Origin of the sequence: Mesorhizobium sp. B1-1-6 (genome assembly GCF_006443035.1) — a bacterium.
Classification (GTDB): Bacteria; Pseudomonadota; Alphaproteobacteria; order Rhizobiales; family Rhizobiaceae; genus Mesorhizobium.
In genome coordinates this window covers 129,923-146,974 of sequence record NZ_VFWR01000002.1, presented here as the reverse complement: position 1 = coordinate 146,974, position 17,052 = coordinate 129,923, and the positions used below count along the sequence as shown (strand labels likewise).

16 protein-coding genes are annotated in these 17,052 nt (G+C 63.8%); 13 read left to right on the top strand and 3 right to left on the bottom strand.

Going from position 1 to position 17,052, the window contains the following annotated elements; translation table 11 throughout:
• Nucleotides 1-10 precede the first annotated feature (10 nt).
• Nucleotides 11-655, bottom strand: coding sequence for a GntR family transcriptional regulator (locus FJ979_RS04325; RefSeq protein WP_224518934.1), 645 nt, complete (start codon nucleotides 653-655; stop codon nucleotides 11-13).
• Nucleotides 656-771: 116 nt separating this feature from the next.
• Here FJ979_RS04325 and FJ979_RS04320 point away from each other — a divergent pair, with 116 nt between their 5' ends.
• From FJ979_RS04320 to FJ979_RS04260, 13 genes are all read left to right on the top strand, one after another.
• Nucleotides 772-1,665, top strand: coding sequence for a dihydrodipicolinate synthase family protein (locus FJ979_RS04320; RefSeq protein ID WP_140580112.1), 894 nt, complete (start codon nucleotides 772-774; stop codon nucleotides 1,663-1,665).
• 25 nt (nucleotides 1,666-1,690) lie between these two features.
• Nucleotides 1,691-3,004 carry an FAD-binding oxidoreductase gene (locus FJ979_RS04315; RefSeq protein WP_224684743.1) on the top strand — a complete coding sequence of 438 codons (1,314 nt, stop codon included), beginning with the start codon at nucleotides 1,691-1,693 and terminating at the stop codon, nucleotides 3,002-3,004.
• Nucleotides 3,005-3,020: 16 nt separating this feature from the next.
• Nucleotides 3,021-4,022 carry a 4-hydroxyproline epimerase gene (locus FJ979_RS04310; protein ID WP_140554899.1) on the top strand — a complete coding sequence of 334 codons (1,002 nt, stop codon included), beginning with the start codon at nucleotides 3,021-3,023 and terminating at the stop codon, nucleotides 4,020-4,022.
• A 335-nt stretch (nucleotides 4,023-4,357) separates the two neighbouring features.
• A complete protein-coding gene (locus FJ979_RS04305) occupies nucleotides 4,358-5,260 on the top strand; it encodes a branched-chain amino acid ABC transporter permease LivH (RefSeq protein ID WP_140493067.1) in 903 nt (300 codons plus the stop codon).
• A gap of 4 nt (nucleotides 5,261-5,264) precedes the next feature.
• A complete protein-coding gene (livM, locus tag FJ979_RS04300; protein ID WP_140493070.1) occupies nucleotides 5,265-6,863 on the top strand; it encodes a high-affinity branched-chain amino acid ABC transporter permease LivM in 1,599 nt (532 codons plus the stop codon).
• Nucleotides 6,863-8,365, top strand: a complete 1,503-nt coding sequence (locus tag FJ979_RS04295) for an ATP-binding cassette domain-containing protein (RefSeq protein ID WP_140580111.1) — start codon at nucleotides 6,863-6,865, stop codon at nucleotides 8,363-8,365. Before livM ends, FJ979_RS04295 begins: the two co-directional genes overlap by 1 nt.
• The gene (locus FJ979_RS04290) at nucleotides 8,365-9,093 is read left to right on the top strand and encodes an ABC transporter ATP-binding protein (RefSeq protein ID WP_140493077.1); all 729 of its coding nucleotides are present in this window, start codon (nucleotides 8,365-8,367) and stop codon (nucleotides 9,091-9,093) included. The genes FJ979_RS04295 and FJ979_RS04290 overlap by 1 nt, the downstream gene beginning before the upstream one ends.
• A gap of 17 nt (nucleotides 9,094-9,110) precedes the next feature.
• Entirely contained in the window at nucleotides 9,111-9,458 is a 348-nt protein-coding gene (locus FJ979_RS04285; RefSeq protein WP_140493080.1) for a DUF6867 family protein, read from the top strand.
• 137 nt (nucleotides 9,459-9,595) lie between these two features.
• On the top strand, nucleotides 9,596-10,714 hold the full coding sequence (locus FJ979_RS04280) for a branched-chain amino acid ABC transporter substrate-binding protein (protein ID WP_140517531.1): 1,119 nt from the start codon (nucleotides 9,596-9,598) through the stop codon (nucleotides 10,712-10,714).
• A 273-nt stretch (nucleotides 10,715-10,987) separates the two neighbouring features.
• Nucleotides 10,988-14,446, top strand: a complete 3,459-nt coding sequence (gene pyc, locus FJ979_RS04275) for a pyruvate carboxylase (RefSeq protein WP_140580110.1) — start codon at nucleotides 10,988-10,990, stop codon at nucleotides 14,444-14,446.
• 167 nt (nucleotides 14,447-14,613) lie between these two features.
• Entirely contained in the window at nucleotides 14,614-14,874 is a 261-nt protein-coding gene (locus FJ979_RS04270; protein ID WP_140493089.1) for a DUF2312 domain-containing protein, read from the top strand.
• Between the two features lie 32 nt (nucleotides 14,875-14,906).
• A complete protein-coding gene (locus tag FJ979_RS04265; RefSeq protein ID WP_140493092.1) occupies nucleotides 14,907-15,347 on the top strand; it encodes a hypothetical protein in 441 nt (146 codons plus the stop codon).
• A gap of 7 nt (nucleotides 15,348-15,354) precedes the next feature.
• Nucleotides 15,355-15,666 carry a hypothetical protein gene (locus tag FJ979_RS04260; RefSeq protein ID WP_224655908.1) on the top strand — a complete coding sequence of 104 codons (312 nt, stop codon included), beginning with the start codon at nucleotides 15,355-15,357 and terminating at the stop codon, nucleotides 15,664-15,666.
• Between the two features lie 63 nt (nucleotides 15,667-15,729).
• On the opposite strand, the gene msrB is transcribed toward FJ979_RS04260, so the two are convergent.
• Together msrB and FJ979_RS04250 are read right to left on the bottom strand one after the other, a co-directional pair.
• Nucleotides 15,730-16,134 (bottom strand): peptide-methionine (R)-S-oxide reductase MsrB, encoded by a 405-nt coding sequence (gene msrB, locus FJ979_RS04255; protein WP_140493098.1) that lies wholly within the window; start codon nucleotides 16,132-16,134, stop codon nucleotides 15,730-15,732.
• A gap of 113 nt (nucleotides 16,135-16,247) precedes the next feature.
• On the bottom strand, nucleotides 16,248-17,045 hold the full coding sequence (locus FJ979_RS04250) for an MBL fold metallo-hydrolase (RefSeq protein ID WP_140580108.1): 798 nt from the start codon (nucleotides 17,043-17,045) through the stop codon (nucleotides 16,248-16,250).
• Between the last annotated feature and the right edge of the window lie 7 nt (nucleotides 17,046-17,052).

Here is a 17,052-nt window from a genome sequence, read left to right as displayed (position 1 = left end):
GCGGTATGCTTCAACGTGTGGCGGCCGCCTCGGCATGGGCGCGCAGCAATGCCATCAGCCGCTTGGCATCCTTCGCGGCGGCTTCCTCGTCACCGTCGACAATCGAGCGGATCAGCGCGACGTGATGCTCGGCCGATTCCGCCAGGCCGGTATCGGCCTTGTAGCGGAACCAGAAGCGGCGGCTGTGGGTCTGCAGCGGGGCAGCCAGCCTGGCCGCGAACGGGTTGTCGGCAGCCCGCGCCAGCGCCTCGTCCAGCGTCTTGTCGGCCTGGATGAAGGCAAGCACGTTGCCGGAGATGACAGCCTTCTGCATGGCAAGCGCGGCATCGTGGAAGAGGTCGGCTGCGTCGCGGGTGACGAAGCGCGCCGCGGAGCGGGCCAGCACCACCTCGACGCCGCGGCGCGCGTCGAGGACGCGCAGCCAGTCGCCGGGGTGCAGCGGCGCGATGGCGATGCCTGCGCGTGGCCGCACGTCGAGCAGTCCTTCCCAGGCCAGCCTCTGGATCGCCTCGCGCACCGGCGTACGGCCGAGCGCCAGCTTCTCGATCAGGCCGCCTTCAGTGACGAAACTCGCCGGCGCCAGTTCGAGCGTGACAATCATATGCTCGAGCATGCGGTAGGCCTTGGTCGCAGCCGGCTCGAACGCAGCGCTCATTTGCATGGATATCAAAGGCAGTCTCCTGATATATTTTGCATATATCATAGGAGAATCCGTGTTGACAGCGGCTTTCTTAATAGATATACGGCTGATATATCAGAGGAGCGATGACCATGTGGACCGGAGTTTTCCCAGCCGTCACGACTAAATTCACCACGGACGACCGCCTCGACCATGCCGAGATGGAGCGCTGCTTCGGCTTGCAAATCGAGGCCGGCTGCGACGGCATCATCGTCTGCGGATCGCTCGGCGAAGGGCCGATGCTGTCCCATGACGAAAAGATTGAAGTGCTGAAAACCGCGCAGAAGGTGGCTGGCAAGAAACCGGTGCTGCTGACGGTGAACGAGGCCGGGACACGCGAGGCCGCCAGTATCGCCCGCCGCGCCGCCAAGGAAGGCGCCGACGGCCTGATGGTGGTGCCCAGCCCGATTTACCATACCAATGCGGAAGAGACGGTGGCGGCGCTGCGCGCCGTCGCGGAGGCCGGCGACTTGCCGGTCATGATCTATTCCAACCGGCTCGCCTACCGCGTCGATGTCACCGTCGACCAGATGGAGGAACTGGCGTCGGACAAGCGCTTCGTCGCCATCAAGGAATCCTCCGACGACATCAGGCGCTCGACCGAGATCATCAATCGCCTGGGCAGCCGCTACGACCTGTTTACCGGCGTCGACAATCTCGCTTTCGAGGCGCTGTCGGTGGGCGCCATCGGCTGGGTGGCCGGTCTCGTCACCGCCTTCCCGCGCGAGACGGTGGCGATCTACCAGCTGATGCAGCGGGGCCGCCGCGAAGAGGCGCTCGCCATCTATCGCTGGTTCCGGCCGCTGCTTGATCTCGACGTCTCGACCTATCTGGTGCAGAACATCAAGCTTGCCGAGGTGTTCGCCATTCAAACCAACGACCGCGTCCGCATGCCGCGCCAGCCGCTGTCGGGCGAGCGCCGCAAGGCGGTCGAGAAGATCGTCAAGGACGCACTGGCGGTGCGGCCGACACTACCGGCGTTCTGAGGCTTTCTTCCGAGAGGCGGCGCCCGTGACAGGAAGTTCCAAATCGATGGAAGCGCGGCGGCGCCCCGCCCTGCGGGCGTCTTCTCCCCGTGAACAGGGAGAAGAAATAGATATCGCCATCGTCGGCGGCGGCATCATCGGCATTTGCGCGGCGGCGTTTCTTGCCGAGGCGGGGCGAAACGTCACGGTCTACGACCGCACCGGCATCTGCGAGGAGACGAGCTCCGGCAATGCCGCCGCCTTCGCGTTTTCCGACGTGCTGCCACTGGCGCACAAGGGCATGCTCCGGCAATTGCCGAAATGGCTGGCCGACCCGCTAGGCCCGCTCGCCATCCCGCCCGCCTACCTGCCGAAGCTGCTGCCCTGGCTGATCCGCTTCTGGCGTGCCGGCTCGGCGAAACACTACGAGGCTGGCCTGGCGGCGCAGGCCGCAATGATGGCGCTCGCCGAGGCCGAATGGATGGGCCTGCTCGACCGCTCCGGCACGAGGCGGATGCTGCGCGAGAATGGCTCGCTCGAACTCTACGAAAGCGGGGCCGAATTCCAGGCCTCGCTGTCCGGCTGGGCGGCGCGCCAGGGCTTCGGCATCGGCTTCCGCCATGTCGGCGGCGAGGAGCTGGCGGAGCTGCAGCCCGGCCTGTCGCCGCGCTTCGGCAAAGGCACGTTCGTGCCGGGCTGGAAGACGGTCGCCGATCCAAAACTGCTCGGCAAGGCGATCTGGGACTATGCGCAATCCAAGGGCGCGCGGTTCGAGAAGGCCCGCATCGCCGGCGTCGCCGCGGACGGGAACGGCGCGACGTTGACGCTGGCCGACGGCACGACGCGGCAAGCCCGGCACCTGGTCGTCACCGCCGGCGCCTGGTCGCATCTGCTGGCGCGGCAGCTCGGCGACCGCATTCCGCTCGAAACCGAGCGCGGCTACAACACGACGTTGCCAAAGACCGCCTTCGAGGTGAAGCGGATGCTGATTTTCTCCGGCCAAGGCTTCGTCATCACGCCGCTCGACACGGGCCTGCGCATCGGCGGCGCGGTCGAGCTCGGCGGCATCGAGCGGCCGCCCAACTACGCGCGCTCGAAGGCGCTGCTGCGCAAGGCGCAAGACTTCCTGCCGGGCCTCGATCCTTCGGGCGGACGCGAATGGATGGGGTTTCGTCCCTCGCTGCCGGATTCATTGCCTGTCGTCGGCCGCGCATCGGGAAGCCGGCCGGTGGTCTACGCTTTCGGCCACGGCCATCTTGGCCTGACCCAGGCTGCTGCGACGGGACGGTTGATCCGCGAGCTTGTCCTGGGGCAGACTCCGCCGATCGACGTGGCCCCCTTCAGTCCACAACGGTTTTGATTTTTCGAGGAGCGTCATGGCCAGGAAATCCTTCTTCTGCATCGACGGCCACACCTGCGGCAACCCGGTGCGGCTGGTCGCCGGCGGCGGCCCGCTGCTCCAGGGTTCGACGATGATGGAGCGGCGCGCACATTTCCTGGCCGAATATGACTGGATCCGCACCGGCCTGATGTTCGAGCCGCGCGGCCACGATGTCATGTCCGGCTCGATCCTCTACCCGCCGACGCGTGAGGATTGCGACATCGCCATCCTGTTCATCGAGACCTCGGGCTGCCTGCCAATGTGCGGCCACGGCACCATCGGCACGGTGACGATGGCCATCGAGCACGGGCTGATCAAGCCGACGACGCCCGGCGTGCTCAGGCTCGACACACCGGCCGGCCTGGTCATCGCCGAATACAAACAGGTCGGCGAATATGTCGAGGAGGTGCGCATCACCAACGTGCCCTCCTTCCTCCATGCCGAGGGCCTGACGGTCGAATGCCCCGGGCTCGGCGAGATCGTCGTCGACGTCGCCTATGGCGGCAATTTCTACGCCATCGTCGAGCCGCAGAAAAACTATCGCGACATGGCAGACCATTCGGCGGGCGACCTCATCGCCTGGAGCCCGGTGGTGCGGCAGCGGCTCAACGAGAAATACTCTTTCGTGCATCCGGAGAATCCGGGCATCAACCGGCTGTCGCACATGCTGTGGACCGGCGAGCCGACGGTGTCGGGTGCGGACGCGCGCAACGCGGTCTTCTACGGCGACAAGGCGATCGACCGCTCACCGTGCGGCACGGGCACCTCGGCACGCATGGCGCAGCTCCATGCCAAGGGCAAGCTCAAGGCCGGCGATGCGTTCGTCCATGAATCGATCATCGGCTCGCTGTTCAAGGGCAAGGTTGAAAAAGACGTCACGGTCGCAGGCAAGCCGGCGATCATTCCCTCGATCGGCGGCTGGGCGCGCATGACCGGGCTCAACACGATCTTCATCGATGACCGCGATCCGTTCGCGCACGGCTTCGTCGTCAAATAGGCGATTCATCACGCTGCGGAAGGTCGGGAAGGACAAAAAGGATTGCTGTCACGAGCGCAACGAATCGTCTCATCAACTTATTTTGACGGCGATTTCTTCGAAATGGAGCGCATGATGACGCTTAATCGTCAAAGACATTGCGTTATGCCAATGATAGGGTCCGCGATAGTCCAGGGGGCGGGTGCGAAAAAACGGGCAATCGAACCGCGTGCAGTCGGAAACACGCATGACGATCAAAAAATGACGTTGCAATCCCGCCTCGAAACTTTACGACTAGGGGAAATACGAAAAGGAATGCGTCTGCATGGGCGACATTCCAGGGGAGCCATGTACACATGCAGTATTTTGTCCAGCAGCTTATCAATGGGCTGACGCTGGGATCGATCTATGGGCTGATCGCGATCGGCTACACGATGGTCTACGGCATTATCGGCATGATCAACTTTGCTCATGGCGATATCTTCATGGTGGGCGCTTTCACGGCGCTGATCGTTTTCCTCATCCTGGGTGCCCTGTTCTATTCGGTTCCCGTGGTCATCGCGCTGTTGGTGATGATGATCGTGGCGATGCTGCTGACCAGCCTCTACAACTGGACGATCGAGAAGGTGGCCTACCGGCCGCTGCGCGGCTCGTTCCGGCTGGCGCCGCTGATCACCGCCATCGGCATGTCGATCGCGCTGTCCAATTTCGTGCAGGTGACGCAAGGCCCGCGCAACAAGCCGATCCCGCCGATGGTGTCGAAGGTCTACAACATCGAAGGCATCAGCGTGTCGCTGAAGCAGATCATCATCGTCGTCGTCACCGCGTTGCTCTTGGTGTTGTTCTGGTACCTGGTCAACAAGACCTCGCTTGGCCGGGCGCAGCGCGCCTGCGAGCAGGACCGCAAGATGGCGGCGCTGCTCGGCATCGATGTCGACCGCACCATCTCGATCACCTTCATCATGGGCGCGGCACTTGCCGCCGTCGCCGGCACGCTGTTCCTGATGTATTACGGCGTCATCGCCTTCTCGGATGGCTTCGTGCCCGGCGTGAAGGCATTCACCGCAGCGGTGCTGGGCGGCATCGGTTCGTTGCCGGGCGCGGTGCTGGGCGGCCTTTTGATCGGCTTCATCGAGAGCATGTGGTCGGCCTATTTCTCGATCGACTACAAGGATGTCGCCGCCTTCTCGATCCTGGCCATCGTGCTGATCTTCCTGCCTTCCGGCATTCTCGGCCGGCCAGAAGTCGAAAAGGTCTGAGATCATGGCTGTCACCGTATCTCCCGAGCGCGACACCGTCGCAGCCACGCCCATGCAGCGCGCCTTGCGCGAGGCCTTCTATGCCGGTGCCATCGCGCTCGGCCTGTTCGTGCTGTTCATCGGGCTCAAGACCGACCAGAACATCTCAAACGAGCTGATCCTGGTGCAGCGCTGGGGCCTGCTCGCCGCAGTGGTCATCGCCACGGCCGTCGGCCGCTTCCTCTATGTCGCCTACGGCCAGCCCTTTTTGGCCAACCAGAAGATCGCCGACGTCGCCACCGGCTTGCTGCCGGCCAGCGTGGCGTCGCGCTTCTTCCTCTTTCCAGCCTTCATCGTGGCCGTCATCGTCGCGGCGCTGCTGTTCGTCTTCAGCAGGTCTCTCGCCGGCTGGGTAGGGGCGGAGCCGGCCGGCTATCTGCAATTCCTGCGCGCCCTTGCGGTCATCTACGCGCTGGCTTGCGTGATCTACTATTTCCGCGGCTTCATCCATGCCAACTTCACAAAACTCGGCATCGCCGCACTGGTGCTCTATCCGATCATTGTCGTGGGCATGCTGTCGCTGATGTCGTGGTCGCTCGTCGGCGGGCTGCAAGGGTCGCTGAAATGGGTCGATAATTTCGGCATCCAGATCCTGATCTATGTCATGCTGGCCTGGGGGCTGAACATCGTCGTCGGCCTGGCCGGCCTGCTCGACCTCGGCTATGTCGCCTTCTATGCCGTCGGCGCCTATGCCTATGCGCTGCTCGGCACGCATTACGGCCTCTCCTTCTGGATCCTCCTGCCGGCCGCAGGCGCCATGGCCGCCTTCTGGGGCGTGCTGCTCGGCTTTCCGGTGCTGCGCCTGCGCGGCGACTACCTGGCCATCGTGACGCTTGCCTTCGGCGAGATCATCCGGCTGGTGATCATCAACTGGCGCGAGGTGACCAATGGCTCGGCCGGCATTTCCGGCATCCCGAAGGTCACCTTCTTCGGCCTGATGAGCTTCAACGTCTCGGATCCGAACTACATCGGCAAGGTGCTGAACATCGCCACATCGAGCGCCTATTACAAGATCTTCCTCTATTACCTCATCCTGGGGCTGGCGCTGCTCACCGCCTTCGTCACGGTCAGGCTGAGGCGCATGCCGGTCGGCCGCGCCTGGGAAGCCTTGCGCGAGGACGAGATCGCCTGCCGCTCGCTCGGCATCAACACCACGACCACCAAGCTGACCGCCTTTGCCACCGGCGCCATGTTCGGCGGTTTTGCCGGCTCGTTCTTCGCCGCCCGGCAAGGCTTCGTCAGCCCCGAATCCTTCGTCTTCCTGGAATCGGCCATCATCCTGGCCATCGTCGTGCTTGGCGGCATGGGATCACTGGTCGGCATTGCCGTCGCGGCTCTGGTCATGATCGGCGGCACCGAGGTGCTGCGCGAACTCGACTTCCTCAAGCAGGTCTTCGGACCCGACTTCACGCCGGAACTCTACCGTATGCTGCTGTTCGGCATGGCCATGGTGATCGTCATGCTGTGGAAGCCGCGCGGCTTCGTCGGCAGCCGTGAGCCGACCGCCTTCCTCAAGGTGCGAAGGGCTGTCTCCAGTTCCTTCACCAAGGAGGGGCACGGCTGATGAACGCGAACCCCTCCATGAACGACGCCATCCTGAACGTCGAACACCTGTCGATGAAGTTCGGCGGCCTGGTCGCGATCGGCGACCTGTCCTTCACCGCCAGGCGCGGCGAGATCACCGCGCTGATCGGGCCCAACGGCGCCGGCAAGACCACCGTGTTCAACTGCATCACCGGCTTCTACAAGCCGTCGGAAGGCATGATCACGCTCACCCGGCAGGACGGCTCGATCTACCTGCTCGAACGGTTGCCCAACCATGAGATCCCGGCGCGCGCCAAGGTGGCGCGCACCTTCCAGAACATCCGCCTGTTCTCGGGCATGACGGTGCTCGAGAACCTGCTCGTTGCCCAGCACAACAAGCTGATGAAGGCTTCGGGCTATACGGTGCTCGGCCTGTTCGGCTTCAGCGGTTACCGCAAGGCCTCGGCCGAATCCGTCGAACTTGCCAAGCACTGGCTTGAGAAAGCCGATCTGGTCGACCGCGCCGACGATCCGGCCGGCGACCTGCCCTATGGCGCGCAGCGGCGCCTCGAGATCGCGCGCGCCATGTGCACCGGCCCGGAGCTTTTGTGCCTCGACGAGCCCGCCGCCGGTCTCAATCCAAAGGAATCGGCCGCGCTCAACGACCTGCTGATGGACATCAAGAACAACACCGGCACCTCGATCCTGCTGATCGAGCACGACATGTCGGTGGTCATGCAGATCTCCGATCACGTCGTGGTGCTGGAATACGGCCGCAAGATCTCCGACGGCAATCCGCAGTCGGTGCGCACCGATCCGCGCGTCATCGCCGCCTATCTCGGCGTCGACGACGAGGAGGTCGAGACCGTGCTGACCGAAGTCGGCGACGAGGACGTCATCGAGCAACTCGATACCGGTCCCGATGCCGCGCATGGTCCGGGAACATCGTCGTCCTATCTCGCCGGCCCGGTGAGCGACACGGTCGGCCACAGCGAAGGCGAGCGCATCACGGTGTCGAAGGGCGCCTCGAAGGCGGCGCAGGTCGATGCGCGGGCGGCGAGCGTTGCGGCCAAGGCTGTCGCGCCAGCACCTGCTTCGCGGACCAAGCCGGTGGCGAAGCCGGCCACCAAGGCGAGTGTCAAGACAGGGGCCAAGACGCCGGCCGCGAAGGCCGCGGGCATCTCGAACCGCCTGGCGGCGCCCCGCGGCGGCAAGGCCGACAATCTCACCCGCATCAAGGGGATCGGCGCGGTCAACGAGAAGAAGCTCAACGAACACGGCATCTTCCACTTCGACCAGATCGGCGCCTGGAAGAAGGCCGATGTCGAGGCCGTCGAAGCGTATCTCGCCTTTGACGGACGCATCGCCCGCGAAGAATGGGTCAAGCAGGCCAGGCTGCTGAGCCAGGGCAAGGACACGGAATTCTCGCGCCGCGTCGACGCCGGCAAGGTGGCGACGAGCCATGCTTCCGGTAAGCAGGCAGCAAAGCCCGCGACAGGAGCGGGCAAGCCCGTTCGGGCCAAGCGCGGAGGGGGCAAGTGATGGCCGGGAAGACGCTGCTCGATATCAAGGGCGTGCAGACCTATTACGGCAACATCCGTGCGCTGAACGGCGTCGACGTCACCGTCAACGAGGGCGAGATCGTGGCGCTGATCGGCGCCAACGGCGCCGGCAAATCGACGCTGATGATGACCATTTTTGGAGCGCCGCGCGCCCGCGCGGGCACCATCACCTTCGCCGGCGCCGACATCACCCAATTGCCGACGCACGAGATCGCGCGCTTGCGCATTGCCCAGTCGCCGGAAGGCCGGCGCATCTTCCCGCGCATGACGGTGATGGAAAATCTGCAGATGGGCGCCAGCCTCGACAACCTCAAGCACTATGACGAGGACGTCGAGAAGGTGTTCGCACTGTTCCCGCGCCTGAAGGAGCGCATCGCCCAGCGCGGCGGCACGCTGTCGGGCGGCGAGCAGCAGATGCTGTCGATCGGGCGCGCGCTGATGGCGCGGCCGAAGCTGCTTCTGCTCGACGAGCCGTCGCTCGGTCTTGCGCCGCTGATCGTCAAACAGATCTTCGATGCCATTCGCGAGCTGAACCGCACGCAGGGGCTGACCGTGTTCCTGGTCGAGCAGAACGCCTTCGGCGCGCTGAAGCTGGCGACGCGCGGCTATGTCATGGTCAACGGCAATGTGACCATGAGCGGCACCGGCAAGGAACTGCTCGCCAATCCGGAAGTGCGCGCCGCCTATCTCGAAGGCGGCCATCACTGAGTTCAGGAGTCCTTACCATGCAAGGCATTCTCTACGAGGAACCGTCCATCTGGCAGTTCTTCTTCGTCACCTGCCTGCTCGGCGGCTGGGCGGCATGGATGACCGGCAAGGCCAGTGCCCAGACCTGGCGCAGCTTCGTCCAGCTGTTCGCCTATCTGCTGGGTCTCGGCATCGGCATCCGCTTCATCCATCACGCGCTGTTCAACGGCACGATGTTCTCGCTGCATTACTATGTCGTCGATACCATCGTACTGATGATCCTCGGCTTCGTCGGCTATCAATACACACGAACCAATCAGATGGTGACACAGTATAATTGGCTCTACGAAAGAGCTTCAATCTTGAGCTGGAAACCGAAAGGTTGACGTTCATCATTAACGCCGTTTCGGGGATGAATCGGCGTGACAAGTGCCTGAAAATCGGCAAACTATGCTTTCTGCGATAAGGGTGGGCATCGCATGAAAGCTTCATCCACGCCCACTCCGTTAATGGGAGCGTTTAAATGAAAAAATCACTTTTGTCCGCCGTCGCCCTGACCGCGCTGATCGCGTTCAGCGGCAATGCGTGGGCTGATCTAATGGTCGGCGTTGCTGGCCCGATCACGGGTCCGAATGCCGCCTTCGGCGCACAGTTGCAGAAGGGCGCGGAGCAGGCGGTCGCCGACATCAATGCGGCGGGTGGCATCAACGGCGAGCAGATCAAGCTCGAAGTCGGCGACGACGTCTCCGATCCGAAGCAAGGCATCTCGGTCGCCAACAAGTTCGTCGGCGACGGCGTCAAGTTCGTGGTCGGCCACTTCAACTCGGGCGTCTCCATTCCGGCGTCGGAAGTCTACGCGGAAAACGGCATCGTCGAGATTACGCCTGCCGCGACCAACCCCCAGTTCACCGAGCGCGGCCTGTGGAACGTGTTCCGCACCTGCGGACGCGATGACCAGCAGGGCGGCATCGCCGGCGGTTATCTGGCGGCCAATTTCAAGGACGCCAAGATCGCCGTCGTGCACGACAAGACCACCTACGGCCAGGGCCTTGCCGACGAGACCAAGAAGGCTATGAACGCCAAGGGCGTGAAGGAAGTCATGTATGAAGGCGTCAATGTCGGCGACAAGGACTTCTCGGCGCTGATCGCCAAGATGAAGGAAGCCGGCGTCTCCATCATCTACTGGGGCGGCCTGCACACTGAAGCCGGCCTGATCATCCGCCAGGCGGCCGACCAGGGCCTCAAGGCGACGCTGGTTTCCGGCGACGGCATCGTGTCGAACGAACTGGCTTCGATCGCTGGCGACGCGGTCGCGGGCACACTCAACACGTTCGGCCCGGACCCTCGCCTGATCCCGGCCAACAAGGAACTGGTCGAGAAGTTCCGCGCGCAGGGCTTCGAGCCGGAGGCCTATACGCTCTACGCCTACGCAGCCATGCAGGCGATCGCCGAGGCAGCCACCGCTGCCAAGTCCAACGACCCGCAGGAAGTTGCCAAGGCGCTGCATGAGAAGGGTCCGTTCAAGACCGTGCTCGGCGACCTCTCCTACGACGCCAAGGGTGACCCGACGCTGCCCGGCTACGTCATGTACGAGTGGAAGAAGGGCGACGACGGCAAGTACACCTACGTCCAGAAGATGTAAGCCTGTCCGCATTGACTTCACGGAATGCCCGGCGCCTCGCGCCGGGCATTTTCTTTTACGGAAGCAGCGATCGCGCGTTTATTATCTGGCAAAGATCCTCGTTTTGAGGCCAGCGGCGGCTTTCCCTGATGTTCAGCCGTTTGGGGCCACGCTCAAGGCGAAGACTCGGGCTTAAATCGGTTTAAACGCGCGTCAAATTTTGTTTGCACTGCAGCATTTTCACGCTAATCATGGCGCCGCTTGCTCTTCCCTTCCGCTGCTGGAGCCCAATCCTTGGCCATCACGAAGATCCTCGTCGCCAACCGGTCCGAAATCGCCATCCGCGTGTTTCGCGCGGCCAATGAACTCGGCCTCAAAACGGTGGCGATCTGGGCCGAGGAGGACAAATATTCGCTGCATCGCTTCAAGGCCGACGAGAGTTACCAGGTCGGGCGCGGGCCGCACCTCAACAAGGATATGGGGCCGATCGAAAGCTATCTCTCGATCGAGGAGGTGATCCGCGTCGCCAGGCTGTCGGGCGCCGATGCGATCCACCCCGGCTATGGACTGCTTTCGGAAAGCCCCGAATTCGCCGAGGCCTGTGCCGAAGCCGGGATCACCTTCATCGGGCCCAAGCCGGAGACGATGCGCCGGCTTGGCAACAAGGTCGCGGCGCGCAATCTGGCCATCGAGGTCGGCGTGCCTGTCATTCCCGCCACCGATCCGTTGCCGGACGACATGGAGGCGTTCAAGAAACTTGCCACGGAGATCGGCTATCCCCTGATGCTGAAGGCTTCGTGGGGCGGCGGCGGCCGCGGCATGCGCGCCATCCGAGCCGAGGCCGATCTCGCCCGCGAGGTCACGGAGGGCAAGCGCGAGGCGAAAGCCGCCTTCGGCAAGGACGAGGTCTATCTCGAAAAGCTGATCGAGCGCGCCCGCCATGTCGAAGTGCAGATCCTGGGCGATACCAGTGGCAATGCGGTGCATCTGTTCGAGCGCGACTGCTCGATCCAGCGCCGCAACCAGAAGGTCGTCGAGCGGGCGCCCGCGCCCTATCTCAGCGAGGAGCTGCGCCAGGAGCTGTGCGGCCATGCGCTGAAGATCGCGCGCGAAACCAGCTATATCGGCGCCGGCACGGTCGAGTTCCTGCAGGACGCCGACACCGGCAAGTTCTATTTCATCGAGGTCAATCCGCGCATCCAGGTCGAGCACACCGTCACCGAACAGGTGACGGGCATCGACATCGTCAAGGCGCAGATCCACATTCTCGACGGCTTCGCCATCGGCACGCCGGAATCGGGCGTTCCGGCACAAAAGGACATCAGGCTGAACGGCCACGCGCTGCAGTGCCGCATCACCACCGAGGATCCCGAGCACAATTTCATCCCGGACTATGGCCGCATCACTGCCTATCGCGGCGCCACCGGCTTCGGTATCCGCCTCGATGGCGGCACCGCCTATTCGGGCGCGGTCATTACCCGCTTCTATGACCCGTTGCTGGAAAAGGTGACCGCATGGGCGCCGACGCCGGCCGAGACCATCGCACGCATGAACCGGGCGCTGCGCGAATTCCGCATCCGCGGCGTGGCCACAAACCTGACTTTCCTCGAAGCGATCATCAATCACCCGAACTTCGCCGACAATTCCTACACGACCAAGTTCATCGACACGACGCCGGAGCTGTTCGAGCAGGTCAAGCGCCAGGACCGCGCCACGAAGCTGCTCAACTATCTTGCCGACGTCAGCGTCAACGGCCATCCCGAGACGCGCGGCCGGCCGCAGCCGAAAGCCGATGCCGCCGCACCCGTGGTGCCCTACCTCAACGGCAATGTGCCCGGCGGCAGCAAGCAGAAGCTTGACGTGCTCGGTCCGGAAAAATTCGCCGCCTGGATGCGCACGCAAAAAGAGGTGCTGGTCACCGACACGACGATGCGCGACGGCCATCAATCCCTGCTGGCGACGCGTGTGCGCACGCACGACATCGCCGGCATAGCGGGCACCTATGCGCGTGCCCTGCCGCAGTTGCTTTCGCTTGAATGCTGGGGCGGCGCCACTTTCGACGTCGCCATGCGCTTTCTCACCGAGGATCCCTGGGAGCGGCTCTCGCTGGTACGCGAGGCGGCGCCCAACCTCCTGCTGCAGATGCTTCTGCGGGGCGCCAACGGCGTCGGCTACACCAACTATCCCGACAATGTCGTGCAGCATTTCGTCAAACAGGCGGCATCAGGCGGCATCGACCTGTTCCGGGTGTTCGACTGCCTGAACTGGGTCGAGAACATGCGCGTCGCCATGGACGCGGTTGGCGCCGAGGGGAAGCTGATCGAGGCCGCGATCTGCTACACCGGCGATATTCTCGATCCCACGCGGGCGAAGTACGACCTGAAATATTATGTCGGGCTGGCGAAAGAGCTCGAGGCGGCCGGCGCCCATATCATAGCGGTCAAGGACATGGCCGGGCTGTTGAAGCCGAGCGCCGCGCGCGTGCTGTTCAAGGCGCTGCGCGAAGCGACAGACCTGCCCATCCATTTCCACACACACGATACATCGGGGCTCTCAGCGGCAACGGTTCTGGCGGCGGTAGAGAGCGGCGTCGACGCCATCGACGCGGCGATGGATGCGTTCTCCGGCAACACCTCGCAGCCCTGCCTCGGCTCTATCGTCGAGGCGCTGAAGGGCACCGAGCGCGATCCCGGGCTCGACCCGCAATGGATCCGGAGGATCTCCTTCTATTGGGAAGCGGTGCGCAACCAGTATGCCGCCTTCGAAAGCGACCTCAAGGGGCCGGCGTCCGAAGTTTACCTGCACGAGATGCCGGGCGGACAGTTCACGAACCTCAAGGAACAGGCGCGTTCGCTTGGGCTGGAGACGCGCTGGCACGAGGTGGCGCAGACCTATCACGACGTCAATCTGATGTTCGGCGACATCGTCAAGGTGACCCCGTCGTCCAAGGTGGTCGGCGACATGGCGCTGATGATGGTCAGCCAGGATCTCACCGTCGCCGACGTCGAGAACCCGGCGAGGGACATCGCCTTCCCGGACTCGGTCGTCTCGATGCTGCGCGGCGATCTCGGCCAGTCGCCTGGCGGCTGGCCGCAGGCGCTGCAGGAGAAAGTGCTGAAGGGCGACAGGCCGATCACGGCGCGGCCGGGCTCGCTGCTGAAGCCGGCAGACCTCAAGGCCAGCCGCAAGGAGATCGAACGGAAGCTCGAGCGCAAGCTCAGCGAATACGAGTTCGCTTCCTGGCTGATGTATCCGAAGGTCTTCTCGGACTTCGCGGCCGCGCAGGAAACCTACGGTCCCGTCAGCGTGCTGCCGACGCCGACCTATTTCTACGGCATGAAGCCCGAAGACGAGGTGTTCGTGGACATCGAGAAGGGCAAGACGCTGGTCGTGCGCTGCCAAGCGATCGGCGACGTGGACGACAAGGGCATGGTCACCGTGTTCTTCGAACTCAACGGCCAGCCGCGCCGCGTCAAGGTGCCCGACCGGGCGCATGGCGCGTCCGCCGCCAAGGCAAGGCGCAAGGCCGAACCCGGCAACGAGGCGCATGTCGGAGCGCCGATGCCGGGCGTCGTCTCGGCGCTCGCGGTGGCCGCCGGCCAGGCCGTCAAGGCCGGCGACGTGCTGCTCTCCATCGAAGCGATGAAGATGGAAACGGCGCTGCATGCCGAGCGTGACGGCACGGTCGCCGAGGTGCTGGTCAAGGCCGGCGACCAGATCGATGCCAAGGACCTGCTGATCGCCTTCAATTGAGAGCTCGCAAGAGAGAGGCACAGACTGTCGGCTTCTGTCGGCAGCCCTGACGGCCTGTTCGATAACCGCTTGACCCGCGGTCCCTGGTCGGGCATCGAACCGCAGAAATTTGCGGCGGCACGGTTCCCCCGAGTCGCGGCGAAGCACCGATTTTTTTGGAGAAAAACATGGCCGACGATATCACAGAGACCAGCCAGACTGTTGCCGCCGGCCAGTTGCGTGCCTTCATCGAGCGCATCGAGCGGCTCGAGGAGGAAAAGAAGACCATTTCCGACGACATCAAGGAAGTGTTCGCCGAGGCCAAGGGCACCGGCTTCGACACCAAGGCGATGCGCGCGATCATCCGGCTGCGCAAGAAGGACCAGGCCGAGCGCCAGGAGGAGGAGTCCATCCTGGACCTCTACAAGGCCGCTCTCGGCATGGTGTAAGGCGAGGCATCTCGTGATGTCCGGGGTCGGCGATGAGTGAGTTCGACTTCGGTGGCCGAAGGGCCTCGGAGTTCCGCCAACGCGGCTTCTGGACGCTGTTTGCCGAGCGTCACCCGGAAGAAAGAACCCGGCTGGCGAGGCGAGGGCCCTGGTTCTGGCAGCGCGGGCTGCCGGAATTCGCGCTGGTGCTCTCCATGTATGTGGCGCCCAGCGAGAATGTGGTCGGCGTCTTCTTCGGCCGTAACGAGAAGCTTGGCGCAACCGACGTCTGGGTGCGCCTCAAGCCGTTTCAGCCGGCGATCGAGGAACGGCTGAAGCTCAGGCCGGAGCAGAGCGCACAAAACCTCGGCATCAATTCACAGTGGCGGGTCAACTGCTTTGCCGAGGACAATTGGCCGGCCATGACCGACTGGCTGGTGACCGAATGCTCGCGTTTCGAGCGCGCCGTCATCGATGTTCTGGGGCAGGGATAGGTATCCGGTGTTGCCGGGAGTCGCCAGATCCTTCTTTCGCTCACGCTGGCTCGGCCAGGTGCGGCTCGACCGGCTGTTCTGGCGCGATATGGTGCTCGTCGGCACGGCGATCAACGTTGCATCGTCCGTGGCGGCGCTCATTCTGCTGGGATTGAAGATGCCGCTCGGTCTTGTGCTGGCGGTGCATTTCGCGCCGGTGCCCTACAACATCTTCCTGACTTCGGCCGTCTGGCGGACGGCGGAGCGAACCGGTGGCGCCAAGGCCTCCCTTGCTATGCTGGGTTCGGCGCTCTGGCTGATCGCAACAGTCGTCGTCTGACAATGCTGCACGAAAAAGGGCGGCCGAGGCCGCCCTTCGCAGGAAGCGTTGGCGAGGCCGCGCTCAGGCCGCCGGCTCGAATCTCAGCGCCACGCCGTTGATGCAGTAGCGCAGTCCGGTCGGCGGCGGGCCGTCCTCGAAGACGTGGCCGAGATGGCTGCCGCAGCGAGCGCAATGGCATTCCGTGCGGACCATGCCGTAGCTGCGGTCGGTCGTGGTCTCGATGGAACCGGGAACGGGGTCGTTGAAGCTCGGCCAGCCGGTGCCGCTCTCGAACTTCAGCTTGGATTCGAACAGCGGCTGGTCGCAGCCGACGCAAAAGAAGGTGCCGGCGCGCTTTTCGTGAAGCAGCGCACAGCTGCCCGGGCGTTCGGTGCCATGGTTGCGCATGACGGCATATTGCTCAGGCGTCAGCCGGGCGCGCCATTCGGCGTCGGTGCGGGTGACGGGATAGGCGTGGGTGTCCATGCAGAAAACTCCTCGGCCTTGACGGCTCGTTGTTGATCGCAATGTCTATTCGCAACAAGATAGGCGTTTGTTACGAGATTTGCCCGCATTTTCGAGCGTGCCGTCTGCAATCCTCACGCGATCGCCGTGAGATAGCGCGCAACGGAGGCCGCCAGCGCCTGTTTCGCGCCACCGATAACGTTCTGGTTCCACCACGCGCCGTAGATGTCATCGAATGTGAAAGGCTCCAGCGCGGCCGCGATGCGGCGCACGGTGGCCGCATTGAGCGGGATGTAGTTGGGATAGCTGTACATGAAGCTGACGTGGCGGCGGGTCGGCGTCACCTGCAAGATATCGCCGGCCAGGAGAGCATTGCCGCCTTCGCGCTTCCAGTGCAGCACCTGGCCGCCAGCAAAGTGGCCGCCGCAGCGGATGAGCGTCAACGCCGGGTTCAGGTCCAGTGTCTCGCCTTGCCAACTGACGATCGACGGGTGCGGCCGCATGATCCACTGCCGGTCGTCGTCATGGAGATAGATCGGCACGCCGCCAAACGCCTCGCTCCATTCGACCATCACCGAATAGTAGTGGCAGTGCGAGATGGCGATCGCGGCGAGACCGCCGCGGCGCTTGATCTCGGCCACCGCCTCGTCGGTCACAAGCGAGATACAGTCCCACAGAACGTTGCCGTGCCGCGTCTGCGCCAGCAGCGCCCGCTGACCGATGGCGAAGCGCGGCTCGATGCCGAAGGCGAGCACGCCGGCATCGTCCTTCATCACAAGCCGATGCCCTGCGGCGAGCTCTTCCGGTGTGATCCAGGCCTGGCCTTCCCAGCGCACGTATTGCCGCTCGTCCTCGCAGATCGGGCAATGCCGAGGGGGCGCTTTGCTCTGCGCGAACTGGACGCCGCATTGCAGGCAGAGGAAACAGGTCATGGAACCT